18 protein-coding genes are annotated in these 17,929 nt (G+C 64.1%); 8 read left to right on the top strand and 10 right to left on the bottom strand.

The window, feature by feature from the left end; all coding sequences use genetic code 11:
• Positions 1–62: 62 nt before the first annotated feature.
• Complete coding sequence (locus ACVIYL_RS02705; RefSeq protein WP_456777662.1) at positions 63–1,169, bottom strand: glycoside hydrolase family 5 protein; 1,107 nt, start codon at positions 1,167–1,169, stop codon at positions 63–65.
• A gap of 164 nt (positions 1,170–1,333) precedes the next feature.
• Between ACVIYL_RS02705 and ACVIYL_RS02700 the strand changes: the two genes are divergently transcribed.
• The gene (locus ACVIYL_RS02700; RefSeq protein ID WP_253604328.1) at positions 1,334–1,480 is read left to right on the top strand and encodes a hypothetical protein; all 147 of its coding nucleotides are present in this window, start codon (positions 1,334–1,336) and stop codon (positions 1,478–1,480) included.
• 20 nt (positions 1,481–1,500) lie between these two features.
• Here ACVIYL_RS02700 and ACVIYL_RS02695 read toward each other — a convergent pair whose 3' ends face one another.
• The 5 genes from ACVIYL_RS02695 to ACVIYL_RS02675 all read right to left on the bottom strand — a co-directional run bounded on the left by ACVIYL_RS02695 (position 1,501) and on the right by ACVIYL_RS02675 (position 6,712).
• Positions 1,501–2,448, bottom strand: a complete 948-nt coding sequence (locus tag ACVIYL_RS02695) for a DUF5996 family protein (RefSeq protein WP_253604326.1) — start codon at positions 2,446–2,448, stop codon at positions 1,501–1,503.
• 133 nt (positions 2,449–2,581) lie between these two features.
• Positions 2,582–4,198 carry a B12-binding domain-containing radical SAM protein gene (locus ACVIYL_RS02690; protein ID WP_456777661.1) on the bottom strand — a complete coding sequence of 539 codons (1,617 nt, stop codon included), beginning with the start codon at positions 4,196–4,198 and terminating at the stop codon, positions 2,582–2,584.
• 238 nt (positions 4,199–4,436) lie between these two features.
• Positions 4,437–5,036 carry an NAD(P)H:quinone oxidoreductase gene (gene wrbA / locus ACVIYL_RS02685; protein ID WP_456777660.1) on the bottom strand — a complete coding sequence of 200 codons (600 nt, stop codon included), beginning with the start codon at positions 5,034–5,036 and terminating at the stop codon, positions 4,437–4,439.
• A 149-nt stretch (positions 5,037–5,185) separates the two neighbouring features.
• Positions 5,186–5,884 carry a pirin family protein gene (locus ACVIYL_RS02680; RefSeq protein ID WP_092086905.1) on the bottom strand — a complete coding sequence of 233 codons (699 nt, stop codon included), beginning with the start codon at positions 5,882–5,884 and terminating at the stop codon, positions 5,186–5,188.
• Positions 5,885–5,959: 75 nt separating this feature from the next.
• Positions 5,960–6,712 (bottom strand): SDR family NAD(P)-dependent oxidoreductase, encoded by a 753-nt coding sequence (locus ACVIYL_RS02675; protein ID WP_253588107.1) that lies wholly within the window; start codon positions 6,710–6,712, stop codon positions 5,960–5,962.
• Between the two features lie 116 nt (positions 6,713–6,828).
• Between ACVIYL_RS02675 and ACVIYL_RS02670 the strand changes: the two genes are divergently transcribed.
• The 5 genes from ACVIYL_RS02670 to ACVIYL_RS02650 all read left to right on the top strand — a co-directional run bounded on the left by ACVIYL_RS02670 (position 6,829) and on the right by ACVIYL_RS02650 (position 13,552).
• Positions 6,829–7,743, top strand: a complete 915-nt coding sequence (locus ACVIYL_RS02670; protein ID WP_016846155.1) for a LysR family transcriptional regulator — start codon at positions 6,829–6,831, stop codon at positions 7,741–7,743.
• A 172-nt stretch (positions 7,744–7,915) separates the two neighbouring features.
• Positions 7,916–10,351, top strand: coding sequence for a Nal1-like putative serine protease (locus ACVIYL_RS02665; RefSeq protein WP_456777659.1), 2,436 nt, complete (start codon positions 7,916–7,918; stop codon positions 10,349–10,351).
• Positions 10,352–10,510: 159 nt separating this feature from the next.
• The gene (locus tag ACVIYL_RS02660) at positions 10,511–11,674 is read left to right on the top strand and encodes an IS4 family transposase (protein ID WP_057015126.1); all 1,164 of its coding nucleotides are present in this window, start codon (positions 10,511–10,513) and stop codon (positions 11,672–11,674) included.
• 366 nt (positions 11,675–12,040) lie between these two features.
• On the top strand, positions 12,041–13,030 hold the full coding sequence (locus ACVIYL_RS02655) for a tripartite tricarboxylate transporter substrate binding protein (protein WP_456777658.1): 990 nt from the start codon (positions 12,041–12,043) through the stop codon (positions 13,028–13,030).
• Positions 13,031–13,171: 141 nt separating this feature from the next.
• On the top strand, positions 13,172–13,552 hold the full coding sequence (locus ACVIYL_RS02650; RefSeq protein ID WP_168856521.1) for a hypothetical protein: 381 nt from the start codon (positions 13,172–13,174) through the stop codon (positions 13,550–13,552).
• On the opposite strand, the gene ACVIYL_RS02645 is transcribed toward ACVIYL_RS02650, so the two are convergent.
• The 4 genes from ACVIYL_RS02645 to ACVIYL_RS02630 are packed head-to-tail and all read right to left on the bottom strand — an operon-like array spanning position 13,549 to position 16,543.
• Positions 13,549–14,022 (bottom strand): YbaK/EbsC family protein, encoded by a 474-nt coding sequence (locus ACVIYL_RS02645; protein WP_456777657.1) that lies wholly within the window; start codon positions 14,020–14,022, stop codon positions 13,549–13,551. The genes ACVIYL_RS02650 and ACVIYL_RS02645 overlap by 4 nt on opposite strands.
• Before the next feature lie 20 nt (positions 14,023–14,042).
• Positions 14,043–14,786: a haloacid dehalogenase type II gene (locus tag ACVIYL_RS02640; protein WP_456777656.1), complete on the bottom strand. Its 744-nt coding sequence runs from the start codon at positions 14,784–14,786 to the stop codon at positions 14,043–14,045.
• Entirely contained in the window at positions 14,783–15,622 is an 840-nt protein-coding gene (locus ACVIYL_RS02635; RefSeq protein WP_456777655.1) for a dienelactone hydrolase family protein, read from the bottom strand. The genes ACVIYL_RS02640 and ACVIYL_RS02635 overlap by 4 nt, the downstream gene beginning before the upstream one ends.
• Before the next feature lie 36 nt (positions 15,623–15,658).
• The gene (locus ACVIYL_RS02630) at positions 15,659–16,543 is read right to left on the bottom strand and encodes an amidohydrolase family protein (RefSeq protein WP_456777654.1); all 885 of its coding nucleotides are present in this window, start codon (positions 16,541–16,543) and stop codon (positions 15,659–15,661) included.
• 464 nt (positions 16,544–17,007) lie between these two features.
• Between ACVIYL_RS02630 and ykgO the strand changes: the two genes are divergently transcribed.
• Both ykgO and ACVIYL_RS02620 read left to right on the top strand, forming a co-directional pair.
• Positions 17,008–17,133, top strand: a complete 126-nt coding sequence (gene ykgO, locus ACVIYL_RS02625; protein WP_002718645.1) for a type B 50S ribosomal protein L36 — start codon at positions 17,008–17,010, stop codon at positions 17,131–17,133.
• A 123-nt stretch (positions 17,134–17,256) separates the two neighbouring features.
• A complete protein-coding gene (locus ACVIYL_RS02620; protein WP_456777653.1) occupies positions 17,257–17,925 on the top strand; it encodes a tetratricopeptide repeat protein in 669 nt (222 codons plus the stop codon).
• Positions 17,926–17,929 lie beyond the last annotated feature (4 nt).

Genomic DNA, 17,929 nt, shown 5'->3' with positions numbered 1-17,929 from the left:
GCGTGCCACACCGCATCGTCGATCTAGCCGCGCATTGTGTAAGAACCGGTTAACCAGATGGGTCAGCGGGTCCCGAGCAGGGCCCTCAGCGCCTCGCGGTCGACCTTGCCGGTGACCGGGTCGGCGAGGCCGAAGCCTTGCGATAGCTCCCAATGGGTCCAGCCCCAGCATTGTTGCCGGGCGTAGGCCGTCACGCCGGCGAGCCAGCGCAGCCGGCTGTCGCGCGGCGCTCCGGCCTTGAGCACACCGAATTCATTGATGATGATCGGCCGCGAATATTGCCGTTGCCAGGCGGCGGCAGGCTCGAGCCACTTGTCGACGCCGCGGTCGGGAATGGCGCGGTCCACCATCGCGAGCGCCTTGCGCTTGTCCAGCGCGGTGAGCTGCTCCCGCAGCTGCTGAACCCTGGGATCGTCGGCGCGGACCGGATAAGGCAATCCGGTGACATCATGCAGCGGTTCACCCGGATCCCAATGGGCCTGATGGGTGAATACCATCGGATCATAGAAGTGGATGGCATAGACGACATTCGGATCGTCGAGCGGAGTGAAATCCGGCAGCGAATCCGCGCGCTGCCAGTTGACCGGACCGGTGACCAGCGTGGTCTGCGGCAGCAGGCCGCGAATGAAACCGGCCAGCTCCCGGACTTCGCCCTGCCATTGCGCGGCCTCGACATCCGGCTCGTTCAACAGTTCCGCAAACACACGGTCGGACGGATAGCGCTGCATGACCCGTGCGAGCTCGGTCCAGGCGCGCTTCATTTCGATCATCGCACTGGTGGGATCGTCCTTGTGCAGCGCGTTGAAGCGCTCGCTGGAATGCAGGTCGATCGACACCGCATAGCCGAGCGCGAGCAGGGTCTTGAGCGCGGCATTGACGGTGCGCAGGCGGCTGTCGATCTCGGCTTTCGCGGCGAAGCGCGGCATGACGAAGTCGGCGGGCACCGGCAGCCGGATGTGGGTCATGCCGGCCTTGCGCAGCTCGAGCAGCAGGCTGCGGGGCGGCGCCGACCGCGGATCGGCCATCCAGCCGTCGGCATTGACGCCGCGTGACAGCGCCTCGAGCCGGTCGGCCGGGACGCCTTCGATCAAGGCGGGGCAAGCCCGCGCGGCGACCGACAGCAGAATGGACGCGCTGACCGCGAGGGCAAGGATCGATGGCCGCGTCATGACCGATCAGCGTGCGGTGGTTGTCGCGGGATCGTGACGGGTTGCGGGGCGCTCACGAATATACTGCCTGTTGTGTTCGAGCCGGCCGGGGTCGCGGGGCGTCGTCCGAAAGATAGCTCGGCGATGCAACGATGCGGTAAAGGCGTAACACGAAAATTTAACTTATGCGCCTTCGCCGACTATCCACGAGAATCGCAAACGAAGCGTTTGGTCGCGACCGCGGCGTGCTGGCGCTGCGTCACTATCCGAAATTCTCCGCGCGGCTGAAGCAGGCGCTCGGCAAGGCGACCCCGTCGCGCGAAGAGGATTGAGCCGCCGGCACAGCGCGCCGCTAGACCCCTCGGACCACGCCCGGCTGGCCCGGTGCGCATTCCAGCGCAGCACGGTCCCAGTTCGCGTTGATGGCCGCGGCCTCATAGCTCGATTGCAGGAATTCGAGCAGCGCCTTGTCGGGGTCCGCAGCCGTCCGCACGGCGTCGTAGGGCAGGATGAATTCGCCAAGCGCCTCGCTGAAGAAGGCGGCGTCGGGCCGTACCGGCGCGCTGCGATAGCCCGCGGGTTCCGGATAGGCGTAGGAATAGAACGCGGGATAATCGATCGCGCCGCCGCCCGGCCAGAAGCCGGCGCTGCTGACCTCGTGCGAATAGGCCTCGTGCGCCACTTCATCGGGCAAATGGGGCACGCCGCCGGGATGCCGCGGCGCGGTTCTGCCGGAAAACCGCGTCACCGCGAGATCGAAGCTGCCCCAGAAGAAATGCACCGGGCTCGCCTTGCCGAGGAAGCCGGTCCGGAATTGCTTGAACACGCGATCGCAGTTCACGAGGATCTGGTGAAACCGGCGCACGGCATCCGCGTCGTACGACGCATGCTGCGTATCCTGCGAAAAGCGGATCGGATCGGCGACTTCGTTCGGTATCTCGTCAATGGCGACGTCGATGCCGAGGTCCTTCAGATTGCTCATGACCGCCGCGTAGAAGCTTGCGACCGATTGACCGGCCAGCGCGAATTGCCGTTCGGTGCCGTCGCTGGTCGAGATGCGGAGCACGTGATCGATGAAATCGAAGTCGATCTGGAACGTGCCATCGCCGTCGGGGATCGGCGAGGTCGTCAGCCCGCGCGCCGTGACATAGAGCGTGACGTGCCAGGAGTGATTGAGCCAGGGCGACTTCGCCAGCCGGATCTTGCCGGCGATCTGGGTGAAGAGCTGGAGCGTGGCACAGCTGTCGCGCCACGCCGCGGTCGGCAGTTCCGGCCAGCGGGTCTTCTGTGTGTTGGTCATGACAAACCTCTGGGCTGCGCGACGTACAGTGCTTCGGCTATTACGAATTGTGTCGCGATGACCTCGGGCGAACCGATCCTCTGGTTCCGCGCGACGTGCTCTGGTCGGCGAAGCGCACGAACGCGCTTTGCCGTCAAACCGCACGTAGGTTAGTTCGCGGCCCAAGCTCCGTGGTCCTCACCGGCGGCATATCGTCGAGGGCGGCAATCCGGCGGTCAATCTCACGGATCACGTGTTTCGAGAATGGCCCGAAATGCAAATACAGCGCCATCAGCATCACGATGTAGCGAAGCGCGCCCGGATTGGACTTGGCGACCTCGACGAAGGTCTTCCAGAACGGTTCGCGGACCTCCGGCAGGGCACGCATGATCGTGTGCACGCCCTCGATGCCGCCAAGCCTCTTGCGTATGTCGCCATCCGGCAGGTCGCGGCGCCGGTCGGACCGGTCGAGCATGGCGGCGAGCCGCGACAGCCGTCCTGCATAGGCCGTCGGGTTGAACACGTGCCCGATCACTGCCTTGTAGTCCTCAAGGATGTCACGCAGCGGACGTATGGTGTCGAAATTGCAGCCGAGCGTGCATTGGTCGCCCGCCTGCTCGACTTTCATGAGATCGTGGCCTTCGTGCAGGCGGCCTTCCTTCGCCAGCCGCCGCGTCAGCTGTGTGCCCGGCAGTGCATAGAGCAGTCCAACCATGCAGACTGGAATGCTCGCCTCCTCGATGAAGTCGATCATCGCGTGCCCCATCGAGGCTTTCTCGGTATCGAACCCGACGATGAAACCCGCGGTGACGAACATGCCGTAGCCATAGATCTTGTGAATGCATTCGGCGATGTCGCGCCGGGTGTTCTGCTTCTTCTTCATCTGCACGAGGGTCTCCGGATCCGGGCTCTCAATGCCGACGAAAATCCCGAAGAAGTTCGCGTCCTTCATCGCCTGCAACAGCTCGCTATCGTCAGCGATATTGATCGAGGCTTCCGTCGAAAACTCGAACGGATAGTCTCGCTCCTCCAGCCAGGCTTTGAGCTGCGGCAGCAGGATGCGGAGGTTTTTCTTGTTCCCGATGAAGTTGTCGTCGACGAAATCGACATGTCCGCGATAACCGTGATCGTAGAGCGCTTGCAACTCAGCGAGAATTTGATCGGGGGTCTTGGTGCGCGGCACACGACCATACAGCTCGATAATATCGCAGAACTCGCAGGTGAACGGGCAGCCACGCGAATATTGCACGCCAATGAAGAGATAGTGCTCGAACTTGATCAGGTCATAGCGGGGCATCGGGCTTAACGTGACGTCGATCTTGAATTTCTCGGCGACGAACACGCCCTTGCGCTCTCCACTTTCCCAGGCGGCGACGAATTGCTGAATGATTTGCTCTGCCTCACCGATCACCTGGAAGTCCGCGTCGGCGTAAAGATGCGGGCTGGAGGAGACGTCAGGTCCGCCGACACATACCGGCTTGCCGTGCCGGTGTGCGAGATCGATCAGGTGGAGAAAATCAGGTTGCTGGTTGAGCATGCCGCCGATCATGACAAGATCGGCCGAGTCGAGATCGGCGTCCGTCAAGGGCTCGGTGTTACGGTTGATGAGGCGAATATCCCAATGCTTCGGCAGCATGGCGGCGACGGTGATCAGTCCGAGCGGCGCCGCCGGATACTTCGCATCGACGAGTTCACAAGCTTCCGTATAGTTCCAGAAGGAGTCCTGAACGAACTTCGGATAGATCATTAGGACGCGACAGGGAACCGTCATGTTGCTCCGGCCTGGATATTGACGGGCACGATGACACGCGGCTTGTCGCCGCTCAAGGGCTCAATTCGCGGCCAATTGTCAGGCAATCCTGGGCATGGACGCCTATTACGTCGATTATCGGCCTTTCTTGGCGTCTCTTGGCGTTCGAGCAGCGATCGCTCTTGCGCCGTTGTCCGGGAACGACGTCGCGACTTTGGTAGGGGCGGCAATCGCGAACGAGAATGCCGCCCCCGTCGCATCAGTCGTGAAGTTTCCTCGCGGTCTCCGCGATCGCGCGGCCCTGATAGCGGGCGCCGGCGAGTTCGTTCTCGCTCGGCTGGCGGCTGCCGTCGCCGCCGGTGATCGTGGTTGCGCCGTAGGGCGCGCCGCCGGTGACCTCGTCGAGCTTCATCTGTCCGGCAAAGCCATAGTTCAGGCCGACCACCGTCATGCCGAAATGCAGGAGGTTGGTGATGATCGAGAACAGCGTGGTCTCCTGGCCGCCATGCTGGGTCGCGCTCGAGGTGAAGGCGCCGCCGACCTTGCCGTGCAGCGCGCCCTTGGCCCAGAGGCCGCCGGCCTGGTCGAGGAAGTTGGCCATCTGCGAGGCCATGCGGCCGAACCGGGTGCCGGTGCCGACGATGATCGCATCGTAGTTGGCGAGATCGTCGATCTTGGCGATCGGCGCGGCCTGGTCGAGCTTGTAGTACGAGGCCTTGGCGACTTCGGCCGGCACCAGCTCGGGGACGCGCTTGATGTCGACGGTGGCGCCGGCTTCGCGCGCGCCTTCCGCGACGGCATTCGCCATGGCTTCGATGTGACCGTAGGCAGAGTAATAGAGAACGAGAACCTTGGCCATGATGGCCTCCTTGTGGTTTGGCAGTAGGGTGAGGTTAAGGAACCCCGTCATTGCCGGGCTTGACCCGGCAATCCATCAAACGGAGAACTCTTGCGAAGCCCGATGGATGCCCGGGTCAAGCCCGGGCATGACGAGTGTGGATGTGGTGATCAGGCCGCGTCGACGAGCACGAGCTCGGCATCCTCGAGCGCGGTGATCTTTAGCTTGGCCTCGTCGCGGATCGCAGCGCCGTCGCGGGCATTGACGCGCACGCCGTTGACCTCAATGCTGCCGGCCGCCGGCACCAGATAGAGGTGACGGGCCTTGTCGGCCGCGTATTCCGCGCTCTCGCCGGCCTTCAGCGTGGTGGCGAGCACCCGCGCATCGGCACGGATCGGCAGCGCGTCGTCGTCGCCGTCGATACCCGAGGCGATAGTGACGAGCTTGCCGGAGCGGTCCGCCTTCGGGAATGGCTTCGAGCCCCAGGTCGGGTGGCCGCCCTTCGTCGTCGGCTCGATCCAGATCTGGAAGATCTTGGTCTTCGCCGGCTCCAGATTGTACTCGGAGTGACGGATGCCGCTGCCGGCGCTCATCACCTGGACGTCGCCGGCTTCGGTGCGTCCCTTGTTGCCGAGCGAGTCCTGGTGCGTGATTGCGCCTTCGCGAACATAGGTGATGATCTCCATGTTGGCGTGCGGATGCGCCGGGAAGCCGGAGTTGGGCGCGATCTCGTCGTCGTTCCAGACGCGCAGCGCGCCGTGGCTGACATTATCGGGATCGTAGTAGCTCGCGAACGAGAAGTGGTGCTTGGCCTTCAGCCAGCCGTGGTCGGCGCCGCCAAGCTTTGCGAATGGTCTGAGTTCGATCATGGTCATTCCCCTTGATGTCGATGTTGAGGAGCAGGCCGGGCGCACTGCGCCCGGCGTCTCCAGAAAATTTTGCGATCAGGCGCCGAAGCCGCCGTCGACGTTGAGCACGGTGCCGGTCACGAACGAGGCTTCCGGGCTTGCCAGGAACACGACGCCCGCTGCGACTTCCTCCGGGCGGCCGAAGCGTTGCAGCGCGTGCTGCAAACGTTGCGTCTCGGCAAACTCGCCGCCGTCCTTCGGGTTCATGTCGGTGTCGATCGAGCCGGGCTGCACCACGTTCACGGTGATGCCGCGCGGTCCGAGGTCGCGCGCCGCGCCCTTGGTGTAGCCGACGACGGCCGCCTTGGTGGCGACGTAGTCGGCAAGCCCCGGGAACGAGGCGCGGTCCGCCAGCATCGAGCCGACGGTGACGATGCGGCCGCCTTCGCCCATCAGCTTGGAGGCGGCGCGGATCGCGGTGATCACGCCGTTGATGTTGATCGCCTCCTGGCGGGCGAGCGTCGCGGTGTCGGCCTTGGGGTCGTCGACCGCGCCGCCCGATGCGACACCGGCATTGTTGACCAGGATGTCGAGCCGGCCAAAATCCTTGGCGACGGTCTTCACCAGCTGATCGACATCGGATGACGAGGCCTGGTCGGCCTTGTAGGCGCGGGCGTTGACGCCCTTGCCCTTCAATTCGGCGACCACGGCCTCGGCCTTCTCGGGAGAGGCGACGTAGCTGATCGCGACGCTCGCACCTTCCGCGGCGAGTGCACGGGCGCTGGCCGCGCCGATGCCGCGCGAGCCGCCGGTGACGAGGGCAACCTTGCCTGAGAGCTTCTTTGTCATTGGATTTCTCCATCGGTTGAATTTGATGGCACTTGGATATGCCTCCGGCTGTGGTATAGAAATAGAAACTATTGAAACTCATTGTTTCCAGTATTGAGCAATCAGGACAGCGGCCCATGTCGAAACTGCCGGACTTCGAGGCGCTCGCGATCTTCGCAAAAGTCGTGGAATTACGGTCGTTTGCGGCGGCCGCGACCGAGCTCTCGCTGTCCAAGGCGACGGTGTCCAAGGCGGTCAGCCGGCTGGAGGAGCGGCTCGGCGCCCGGCTGTTCAACCGCACCTCGCGGCGGCTGGCGCTGACCGATGCCGGCCAGAAATTGTCGGAGCGCGCCGCGCGGCTGCTCGCCGATGGCGAGGCCGCCGAGAACGAGGCGCTGGCGCAATCGACCACGCCGCGCGGCCTGGTGCGGCTCGCAGTGCCGATGAGCTTCGGCATCAAGACGGTGGCGCCGCTGCTGCCGGAATTCATGGAGGCCTATCCGGAGGTGTCGATCGACCTGCACTTGAGCGACGCCACGGTCGATCTGATCGGCGAGGGTTTTGATGCCGGGCTGCGCATCGCGCGGCTGCCGGACTCCTCACTGATCGCGCGGCGGCTGTGCGGCATGCCGCGCTACACGGTGGCCGCGCCGTCCTATCTGAAGCGCCACGGCCGGCCGACCCATCCGATGCATCTCGCCGAGCACAAATGCTTCGGCTACGCCTATCTCTCGACTCAGGGCGTCTGGCACTACACCAACGCGTCGGGCGAGCAGGCGAGCGTGCGTCCCGCCGGCCAGCTCCGGGTCAATAATGGCGAGGCTGTGATGCCCGCGCTGCTCGCCGGTCTCGGCATCGCCGATCTGCCCGACTTCATCGTCGGCGACGCGATCGCGCGGGGCGAGGTCGAGGTGATCCTGAAAGGCTGGAAGCAGCCCGAGGGCGCCGTGCATCTCGTCACCCCGCCCGGCGGCCCGCGGCCCGCGCGCGTCGAGGTGCTGGCGGATTTCCTGGCGAAGCATTTCGCCAAAGGGCGCGCGCAGCGGAAATAGAAATCCGCACGCGGAGCGGTGGAGGGACATCCGGCCCGCCCCGTCACATTCGTGTCATCCCTTTTAAATTGTATTGCTTATGTGAACTAACCCACGATCGAGGGCTGCCGCGATCGTCTATTTCTGCGTCCTGCACCGGTGTTGCCGCAAAGCGCATTTTCGGAGGAACCAGATGATTGATCTGACCAAGCATGACTTCACGTCATTGTCGGTGAAGGATCTGCTCGATGCCCGCGAGGCCTATCACGTGCATCTGGCACATCTGCAATCGGTCTACGCCACGGCGATCGGCCGCTATCTGATCCGGGACAACGACCGCAACGCGACGGAAAGAAAGGCGCACTCCAAGCCGCAGGCACTCGGACCGCGCACGCTGTTCAATTCGTCGGTCAAGGACTGGTCGTGGCCCTGCATCCTCGTCTTCGTCCGCGACTGGATGAAGCGCTCCGAGCTGAAGAACCATCCCGAGAAGCAGGACCAGCTGGTGCCTCCGTTCCTCTATCTGCCGGATGGTCGCGTCGTGCCCACCTGCGTCGTCAAGGTCGATCCGAACGAGGGCAGTCCCGGCACCGTCGATCCGCCGGTGTTCAAGAGCGATCTGGTCGGCGGCGGCTTTCCGGTGCAGACCATGATCCAGGGCAAGATCCACCGCGGCTCGATCGGCTGTCTCGTCACCAATGGCGAGACGGTGTTTGCGCTCTCCAACCGTCACGTGGTCGGCGCTGCCGGCCGCGAGATCTTCGCCGGCTTCAAGAACACCGACCGCCGCCTCGGCATCAGCGATGCACTGCAACTCGGCAAGCGCGCCTTCAGCGAGGTCTATCCCGGCTGGCCCGGCTCGCGCGTGGTGGCCAATCTCGATGCCGGCCTGATCCGCGTCGATGACGTCAAGGGCTGGACCGCACAGGTTTACGGCGTCGGCCAGGTCGGCGACGTCGTCGACCTCAATGTCGGCACCTTCCGTCTCGACATCATCAACCAGCCGCTGATCGCGTTCGGTGCGATCAGCGGATTGATGAAGGGCAAGATCCTCGGCCTGTTCTATCGCTACAAGACCGTCGGCGGCGTGGAATATGTCAGCGATTTCGTGATCGGCCCGCGCGACGGCGACACGCCGCTCAACAATTATCCGGGCGACTCCGGCACGGTCTGGTTTGTCGACGATCCGGACGCCAAGAAGAACGCCAGCGGCGCGCGGATCCTCAGTCCCCTGGCGCTCGAATGGGGCGGCCAGGAATTGTTCGGATCGAGCGGCAAGGTCCCGATGCAGGTCGCGCTCGGCATCTGCATGTCGACGCTGTGCCGTGAGCTCGATGTCGAACTGATCGGCGACTGGAACGCGGGCCATACCGAGTATTGGGGCGAATGGGGTCACGTCAAGATCGGCGCCTACGCGACCGGTCTGATTGCCGCGAAGCTTCCCAAGCTTGCCGCCATGATGGACGCCAATGCCGACAATATCGGCCTCGACGACAAGCTGCTCGTCGACCTCAAGCCGCATCAGCGAGGCACGTTCTCGCCGCTGGCCGATGTCGCCGACCTGGTCTGGCGCTTCACCCGGCACACCGACGAAAGCAACCATTTCGCCGACATGGACAAGCCCGGCAGGGACGGCAAGACGCTGCTCGATCTTTGCGCGGAGTCGACGCGCAACGTCGATCCGAAGGTCTGGAACGACTATTACGAAGGGATCGGCGAGGACCGGCGCGGTGCATTGCCGTTCCGGGTCTGGCAGATTTTCGACGAGATGGTCGAGTATGCCGCCGCCAACAAGAAGTTGGAATTCGTCTGCGCCGCGGGCATCGTCGCACATTACATCGGCGATGCCTGCCAGCCGCTGCATATCTCGCAATTCCACCATGGCCTCGATCCGAACGACAAGGCGCATGCCAAGGTGCACAGCGTGTACGAGACCACGATGATCGGCCGCCACGGCAAGGATCTCATCAAGATGATCCCTGACGCCAGGACCAGCGACGTCGCGGAGATCGTCCCGGGCGGCACCCCGACCGGCCGCGACGCCGCGGTTGCCGTGGTCGCGCTGATGCAGCGGACCGTGAAGCGGCTGCCGCCGATGACCATCGTCAACCTGTTCAACTCCCACATGGGCAGCGGCCAGGTCGAGGCGCTGTGGTCGAAGCTGAAGGATGCCACCGCGGCCTGCATGCAGGATGGTGCCAAGACCCTGGCCCGGGTCTGGGAAGCGGCCTGGCGCGCCGGCGCGGGCGAGGACCGCGGGCAGGGCGGCAAGTTCGATCAGGACAGTTTGAGCAAGCTCTACAACGACCCGAGCTTCCTGCCGGCGTTTCCGCTCCAGCAACTCACACTGGATGCCGACGACCACCTCGTTCCGATCGGAGGCAGCAGCACGCGGCGCCGCGGCGCGACAACCGCGCGACGCGCGCGTCCGCAAGCAGCGAAGAAGGCCGCCAGGAAAGCTGCGAGGGAAACGACCAGGAAGGCGCCGAAGAAGGCGGTGGCGCGCAAGCGGCCGGCCGCAGCTGCTCCGGTCCGACGCGCGGCCGCCAGCAAGAAGACCGCGACCAAGCGCGGCGCCGCCAGCAAGCGGTCGGTCGGAAAGACCCGCAAGGCGGCGCGCAAGCGCTAGAGCAAGATGACTTGCATCGCATCGCGCAGCGGACTCAGCTTTACCTCGCCCCGCGTGCGGCAGGGGTGTCCGGGGAATGATTCACTGTGTCGCGGTGCATGCTCGGCAGGACCGAGGCAAATCGGTCTTTTCTGGTTGTCGAGACACAGAGGGCCGAGCATGCGATATCGCGGTAGCATTTTTGGAAGGCTGCTTGAACCGATCAATCGACGGCAGTTTCAGACGGTTGTGGATCGTCTGGACGGGGATGCCTACGACAAGTCGTTCAGGAGCTGGGATCATCTGGTGGCGCTGATCTATGCCCAGCTTAGCGGCAACAGCAGTCTGCGCGGGGTGGTGACTGGCTTCAACGCCAATTCGCAGCATCACTATCACTTGGGAACCGGCAAGCTGTCGCGCTCGACGTTGTCCGATGCCAATGCCCGCCGTCCGATCGGCATTTTCGCGCAAACCTTTGCGGCGCTGTCGGCGATGGCGCGTCGCCAGCTGCGGAGTGAAGGCATGGAGATGGTGCGTCTGATCGACGCCAGTCCGATCCCGCTCGGCAAGGTCTGCAGTTGGGCGACGTGGAACGGCCGCATCCGCGGCATGAAGCTGCATGTCGTCTACGACCCAAGGAGCGATGTCCCGACCTGCGTCGAGATGACGGCCGCGAACGTCAATGACATCGAGATCGGCCGACAGACCCCAATCCAGCCCGCCACCACCTATGTGTTTGACAAGGGCTATTGCCGTTTCGACTGGTGGCAGAAGATCAATGATAGCAAGGCTTTCTTCGTTACCCGGGCGAAGACGAGCATCCGTCTTCGCTCGCTCAGGCATCGCGCCATCCGCAAGCGTAACGGGGATGGCTTCGAAATCCTTGCCGATGACGAGGTGAAGCTCACCAGCAAGGGCGATTCGCGCCTTCCAATCCCGCTCCGCCGCATCAAGATCAGACGCGAGAAAGGCGGCAAGATCACACTCCTGACCAACGACCTTGCCCGTAGCGCCGTCGAGATCGCCGCCCTCTACAAGAGCCGATGGCAAATCGAGCTGCTGTTCCGCTGGATCAAGCAGCATCTCGATATTCGCAAGTTCCTCGGCGCCAACGACAACGCGATCCGCCTTCAGGTGCTCGCTGCGATGATTGCCTACCTGCTGCTGCGCATCGCCGCTCACACCAACTGCATCAAAATGCTCCCGCTCAGGTTCGCCGAACTCGTCGGCCAGCTCCTGCTCACGCGTCGATCCCTCGCTGCCATCGACAAACCTCCGCCCATCAACCCCAGCCGTCGGAAATCAACCATCTCACCTGACCAGATGGAGCTCCGCTATGCCTGAATTTCCCCGGACACCCCTGCGCGTGCGGGGAGAGGTCGGAACGCATCGTCAGATACGTTCCGGGTGAGGGGGAGCCTCCACAAGTCCAACTGTCGCCGTTTACGCGGAGGCAGCCCCTCACCCCAACCCTCTCCCCGTAAGAACGGGGAGAGGGAGCACAGCGCCGTCGTTATTCGATCGAATCTCAACATGCACTCGGCCCGACCAGGCTCGATCTTCCCCATCGGTCAGTCGGCGTCAGGTGCGACGCGCGGGACGCTTGAGATCAGCGCTCCGCTCCTGCACGATACGACCAAGCCGCGGCTCTGACCGCGGCATCGCGATCGGTTGCGATCGCCAAAAAAGATGATTGGGGAGAAACTCTCGATGAACCGCCGCGAACTCCTGCGCGTCGCTGCCGCATTGCCGCTTGCGCAGGCTGCGCTCGCCAACTCCGCGTTTGCGCAAGCCGCCTATCCCAACCGCAACATCACGATGATCGTGCCGTTTCCGGCCGGTGGCCAGGCCGACCTTGCGGCGCGGCCGGTGGCGCTCGCGCTGGAGCGCATCCTCGGCAAGCCCGTCATCGTCGACAATCGCGCCGGCGGAGCAGGCGGATCGATCGGCAATGCGCAGGCGGCGCGCGCCGAGCCCGACGGCTATACGCTGCTGATGACGCTGTCCTCGCTCGCGGTGCTGCCGGAGGCCGACCGGCTGTTCGATCGTCCGGTTGCCTACGAGGTGTCGCAGTTCGCGCCGATCGCGCGCGTGCTCGCCGACCCGACGCTGCTGGCGGTGCCGGCCTCGGCGCCGTGGCAGACGCTGCAGGAATTCGTCGACGACGCGAAGAAACGCCCGGGACAGATCCCCTACGGCTCGTCCGGTCCGTACGGCACGCTGCATGTCGCGATGGAGATGTTCGCGGCGAGCGCAGGAATCAAGCTGCTGCATGTGCCGTTCCGCGGCGCAGGCCCGGCGCTCACCGCACTGCTTTCCGGCACCGTGCAGGCATTGGCGTCGGCGCCGGGCACGCTCAAGCAGCAGGTCGAGGACGGCAAGATGCGCGTGCTCGCCAATTGGGGCGCCGAGCGGATCGCGAGCTTCCCCGATCTGCCGACCTTCAAGGAACTCGGCTACAAGGACGTCGAGTTCTACATCTGGGCGGGACTGTTCGCGCAGTCAGCGCTGCCGGCGCCGATCATGGAGCGGCTGCGCGCGGCGATGGCTGATGCCGTGAAGGCGCCGGAGGTGATCAAGACTTTCGAGACTGCGGGCAGTCCGGTCGCCTATATGGACGCGCCGGCGTTCTCAAAATTTGTTGCAGACGACAGCGCGCGGTTGATCGCGGCGGTGAAGAAGATCGGCAAGGTCGAATAGGGAACTCCCGGGACAAACTCTCTTCACTTTTAGTTGTCCGCGCGAACGATCCTTGGCCGCATTCATTGGGCAGCTTTGGAGCAAATCGCGGCGCGGGAACATGCGCGCGCGGGCCAGTATCTGGAACAACGGGAGCCCGACATGCGATCGCAGCGGATCGTCCTGAGCCTTGCCATAGCGATCGGCGGAGCTGTCACGGCAACGGCCGCCGTCGCCGAGGAGTATCGGGGAACCTGGGAACAGCAGATGGCGTGCACACCGGACGTGTGGCGGCTCTGCAGCGACCAGGTGCCCGACGTGCAGCGCATCGTGGCTTGCCTGCGGCAGAACACGCCGCAACTTTCCAACAGTTGTCGCGCCGTGTTCGAATCAAACGCGCAACAGTCGCAGACCCAGGGGCGGGCCCAACAGCCGCAAGCGCAGGGCCGTGCGCCGCAGCAGCCGCAGATGCAGCAGCGGCCGCGCGCACCACAGCCGATGCAGCCGGCGCCATCGCGGCCGCCGTTCGACGATGAGGACTAGTCCCCAGGTCTGACTTCGCAGACGTCGACCCATTCGGCCGCAGTCAGCTCCGCCATCTTGTCGGGCGTGATGCGGACCGCGCTGTGGGTCGAGCCTGCCGCCGGCACCACGACATCGAACGCCTTCAGCGACACGTCGCAATAGACCGGCAGCGGCGTCTTCAGCCCGAACGGGCAGACGCCGCCGACCTCGTGGCCTGTGATGTCGGCGACCTCGTCGAGGCCGAGCATCTTCGGCTTGCCGCCGAACGCCGCCTTCACCTTCTTGTTGTCCATCCGCGACGTCCCGGCGGCGACGATCAGCACCACGCGGTCGCCGACCCGCAGGCTCAGCGTCTTGGCGATCCGCGCCGGCTCGACGCCATAGGCCTCCGCCGCCAGCACGACGGTCGCGGAGCTCGTGTTGGATTCGATCACGGAGATTTCGGGCGCCTTCTCGGCGAAGAAGGCGCGGACGGACTCGAGGCTCATGTTGTTCAGGACCTTGCTAGTCAGGATCTGGCAGACACCAGGGCAGGAAGTTCGGAGAGACCGTGGATCCGGTGATCGGGCACGACGCCGAGCTCGTCCATCTGGGTACGTAGCGCCTTGAACATCGTCAATGGGGCGACCGTCTCGCTTTCGACGCAGGCCAGCGCCATCGCTTGCGGCGTCACCCGCTCGATCCATGCGACGTTGAGGCCGAACGACTTGGCACCGCAGGCGTCCCACGGATTGGAGGAGATGAACAGCACCTCCGCCGGCGGTACTTTCAGCACCTCCTCGATCAGCGTGTAGGCCTCGGGCGCCGGCTTGAACACCTTGTGGGCATCGACGCTGATGGTGGCATCGAGCACGCGGTCGAGGCCTGAATTGCGCACCAGCGCATTCAGCATGTCAGGGCTGCCGTTGGACAGGATCGCGAGCTTCTTGTCCTTCATCGCCTCGAGCGCGGCGAGCGCATCCGGATACAGCGCCAGATGCTGATATTTGTCGATGATGCGGGCGAAGGTCGCCGCGTCATATTGCAGGCCGAGGCAGCGCAGCGTGTAGGCGAGGGAGTCGTGGGTTACGACAGCGAAATCCTGGTAACGCCGCATCAGCGAACGCAGCCAGGAGTATTCGAGCTGCTTGATGCGCCAGACCTGCGTGATGATGTCGCCGTAGCCGGGAAACGCATCCTCGGTGACGTCGGCCACCGACTGGACGTCGTAGAGTGTGCCGTAGGCGTCGAAGACGATTGCCTTGATGGTCATTGTGATCTCTCTTGCCCGCCGATTGTCGCATACAGGAATTTCCTGAGTGCGTCGATGGATTGATCCCTGGCCACCTCGTTGAATTCGAGGTGATGACCGAGCAGCTGCACCGGCGTGGTGTAATGCGGCACGTCGAAACCGTGATAGGCGCCGGGATAGACAATCAGCTCGATCGGGTGTCCCGCATGATTCTGCCGGGAGATGCCGTAGTCGTCGCGGCCCTCGGCCAGGGTCCGGCACTCCTTGGCCGGCGTCCAGTCGTCGAGCTCGCCGACCATGATCAGCGTCGGCACCGTCATGTCGCCCTTGATGCTGAGGCAGGGCGGGTAGAATGCGACGGCTGCGCGGAATTTCTCTGCCGCGTTATGTTCGATCGCGCCACGCTCGACCGAGAGCAGGGCGAGCCAGGCGCCTTGCGAGAACCCGACCACCGCGACGCGATCAGGATCGACCGCCGATTGCCGCGCGAGATAGCTCAGCGCACGATAGGCGTCATGGACGGTTGCGGCCGGCGCGCCGCTCGTGCAGGCGCTGGTGATGCCGCGCGGCCCGAACCGGTCGACCGTGAGCGTGACATAGCCCCAGGCCGCCAAGCGCTTGCCCCAGCGCTCGTCGAGTTGCTTGAAGAAGCCGCTGCAGCCGTGCAGCAGCACCACGGCGGGCGAGGGGCCCGGTCCATCGGGTGTTCGCAGATAGCCTTGCAGCGGCTGCGCACTTGCAAGCGGGCTCTCGAATTCGACGAACGCGGGCGGCTGCCCGCCGCGTGCCGCGCAGCAGAGTCCTGCGCTTCCGATCAGGAGTGCGGAGAGGGTGGCAAGTCCGGTGAAGTTCGTCATGAACCACCTCCGAAGCTTGCCGCCGACAATACTCCCTTAGATTCCCAAAATCTTCCGCGCGTTGGCCTTCAGGACCTTCGGCCGGATCTCCTCGCGGATGTCGAGCTTGGCGAAGTCGGCGAGCCAGCGGTCCGGCGTGATCACCGGCCAGTCGGAGCCGAACAGCATCTTGTCCTGCAGGATCGAGTTGATGTAGCGGACCAGGATCGGCGGGAAGTATTTCGGCGACCAGCCAGACAGGTCGATATAGACGTTCGGCTTGTGGGTCGCGACCGACAGCGCCTCTTCCTGCCAGGGGAAGGAGGGATGCGCGAGGATGATCTTGAGGTCGGGAAAATCCGCAGCGACGTCGTCCATGTACATCGGGTTGGAATATTTCAGCCGCATCCCCATGCCGCCCGGCATGCCGGAGCCGACGCCGGTCTGGCCGGTGTGGAACAGCGCGATCGCGCCGCCGTCGTTGATGGCTTCATAGAGCGGATAGGCCATGCGGTCGTTGGCGTAGAAGCCCTGCATGGTCGGGTGGAATTTGAAGCCGCGGACGCCGTATTCCTCGATCAGCTTGCGTGCCTCGCGGACGCCGAGCTTGCCCTTGTGCGGATCGATCGAGACGAACGGGATCAGCACGTCGAGATGGTCGGAGGCGACCTCGAGCATTTCGTAATTGTTGTAGCGGCGGAAACCGGTCTCGCGCTCGGCGTCGACCGGGAAGATCACCGCGGCGATGTTCTTGGCGCGGTAGTAGGCCGCGGTCTCCGGCACGGTCGGCGGATGTTTGTGCGGCGACTTGAAGTAGTCGGCCATCTGCGCCTGGAAGTCGTCATAGCCGTCGTCGCCATGCATGCCGCACGGCTCCTCGGCATGGGTGTGGATGTCGATGGCGATGACCTTTTCGATGTCGGGCAGTTTGAGCTTGGGCATTCGGTTTCCCCGGCGGCGTGTTCATTGGTGATGGAAAATAATTATATGATATAACGATTTTCGCAAGCGCTGTGGCGTTGAAGGCTTATGGCCTCGCGCCGAGCTCGGCCCGGCGCGAGGTCCGGTTCGGTCGGGGGCGGGCGCGAGGAGGACGAAAACTCGATTCGGCGGCCGTGGCGCCATGGTCAAAGGGCGACGGCGGGTCCGTCGTTGGTCCGGATAATTGTAGTCGTCGCCGTTTCCGAAGCGATCTCAATGGCATGGCGCGGTACCCGGCGCGGGTTCCGGACCAGGGCAGGCCCGAAAATCGGCCCATCTCGGTTGACATTTAACGGTCCGATGGCTTAGAACGCGGCGGTCCCGGGCGGCAGGCCGCTTGTCGGGATAAATCCCATTTTGCCAATTATTGGCATTGATCAGGTACGGCCTCCAACACGGGCCTTTCGAAGTAACAGGATTGTCCCATGAAGGTCCGTAACTCGCTCAAGTCGCTGCGCGGCCGCCATCGCAACAACCGTCTGGTTCGCCGCAAGGGCCGCGTCTATGTGATCAACAAGGTCCAGCGCCGCTTCAAGGCGCGCCAGGGTTGATCCAACAAATCTGATCGACAAGGCTGATCCCACCCGGATCGCCGGCCGATTCCGATCCTTCCTTCACAGGTCTTTGACGCCGCGCTGCTTTGCAGTGCGGCGTTGTGCGTCTAGACTTCGGCGATGGGATTAAAGCTCGGATTCAAGTTCCTGGTGCCCACCAACCGCCGGCTGGCGATCCTGATCGCCGCGCTTCTGGCCATGCCCGTTGCGGCCGTCGCGCAGGACGATCCGCGCGTGGTCCCGTCGCCCAGGGCCCAGAAAAAACTACCTGAAGCTCCGACCAAGCTGCCGAAGGTGCCGGCCGACCGGGCCCGCGGGCTGGATTTCCTGTTCGGCGCGCTGAAGGCCGCGCCCGACGAGGACAGTGCCCGCCATGTCGAGGCGCGGATCTGGGCGCTGTGGCTGCAAACCCCGAGCGATACCGCGGCGCTGTTGATGGTGCGCGCCAAGGCGGCGATCGACGCCCAGAATGTCGATGTCGCACTGAAGCTGCTGGACGCGGTGATCAAGCTCCGGCCCGACTATGTCGAGGCCTGGAACCGGCGTGCGACGATCTACTATTTGAAGAACGATTACGTTCGTTCGCTTGGAGACCTGCAGCAGGTGCTGACCCGCGAACCCCGCCATTTCGGCGCGCTGGCGGGCGTCGGCATGATCATGCAGGACATGGGCGACGACAAGCGTGCGCTCGACGCCTTCCGCAAGGCGCTGGCTGTCGATCCCTACCTCGAGAAGGTGCCGCAGATCGTCAAGCAGCTGACCGAAAAGGTCGAAGGCCGCGATATCTGATTGC

This window comes from Bradyrhizobium sp. USDA 3315, from assembly GCF_054056795.1.
This window is presented reverse-complemented; position numbering and strand designations above follow the sequence as displayed.

Excerpts from the sequence above, each read along its gene's own strand:
- ACVIYL_RS02705 (WP_456777662.1), bottom strand. The coding sequence starts at position 1,169 with ATGACGCGGCCATCGATCCTTGCCCTCGCGGTCAGCGCGTCCATTCTG.
- ACVIYL_RS02700 (WP_253604328.1), top strand. The coding sequence starts at position 1,334 with ATGCGCCTTCGCCGACTATCCACGAGAATCGCAAACGAAGCGTTTGGT.
- ACVIYL_RS02695 (WP_253604326.1), bottom strand. The coding sequence starts at position 2,448 with ATGACCAACACACAGAAGACCCGCTGGCCGGAACTGCCGACCGCGGCG.
- ACVIYL_RS02690 (WP_456777661.1), bottom strand. The coding sequence starts at position 4,198 with ATGACGGTTCCCTGTCGCGTCCTAATGATCTATCCGAAGTTCGTTCAG.
- wrbA (WP_456777660.1), bottom strand. The coding sequence starts at position 5,036 with ATGGCCAAGGTTCTCGTTCTCTATTACTCTGCCTACGGTCACATCGAA.
- ACVIYL_RS02680 (WP_092086905.1), bottom strand. The coding sequence starts at position 5,884 with ATGATCGAACTCAGACCATTCGCAAAGCTTGGCGGCGCCGACCACGGC.
- ACVIYL_RS02675 (WP_253588107.1), bottom strand. The coding sequence starts at position 6,712 with ATGACAAAGAAGCTCTCAGGCAAGGTTGCCCTCGTCACCGGCGGCTCG.
- ACVIYL_RS02670 (WP_016846155.1), top strand. The coding sequence starts at position 6,829 with ATGTCGAAACTGCCGGACTTCGAGGCGCTCGCGATCTTCGCAAAAGTC.
- ACVIYL_RS02665 (WP_456777659.1), top strand. The coding sequence starts at position 7,916 with ATGATTGATCTGACCAAGCATGACTTCACGTCATTGTCGGTGAAGGAT.
- ACVIYL_RS02660 (WP_057015126.1), top strand. The coding sequence starts at position 10,511 with ATGCGATATCGCGGTAGCATTTTTGGAAGGCTGCTTGAACCGATCAAT.
- ACVIYL_RS02655 (WP_456777658.1), top strand. The coding sequence starts at position 12,041 with ATGAACCGCCGCGAACTCCTGCGCGTCGCTGCCGCATTGCCGCTTGCG.
- ACVIYL_RS02650 (WP_168856521.1), top strand. The coding sequence starts at position 13,172 with ATGCGATCGCAGCGGATCGTCCTGAGCCTTGCCATAGCGATCGGCGGA.
- ACVIYL_RS02645 (WP_456777657.1), bottom strand. The coding sequence starts at position 14,022 with ATGAGCCTCGAGTCCGTCCGCGCCTTCTTCGCCGAGAAGGCGCCCGAA.
- ACVIYL_RS02640 (WP_456777656.1), bottom strand. The coding sequence starts at position 14,786 with ATGACCATCAAGGCAATCGTCTTCGACGCCTACGGCACACTCTACGAC.
- ACVIYL_RS02635 (WP_456777655.1), bottom strand. The coding sequence starts at position 15,622 with ATGACGAACTTCACCGGACTTGCCACCCTCTCCGCACTCCTGATCGGA.
- ACVIYL_RS02630 (WP_456777654.1), bottom strand. The coding sequence starts at position 16,543 with ATGCCCAAGCTCAAACTGCCCGACATCGAAAAGGTCATCGCCATCGAC.
- ykgO (WP_002718645.1), top strand. The coding sequence starts at position 17,008 with ATGAAGGTCCGTAACTCGCTCAAGTCGCTGCGCGGCCGCCATCGCAAC.
- ACVIYL_RS02620 (WP_456777653.1), top strand. The coding sequence starts at position 17,257 with ATGGGATTAAAGCTCGGATTCAAGTTCCTGGTGCCCACCAACCGCCGG.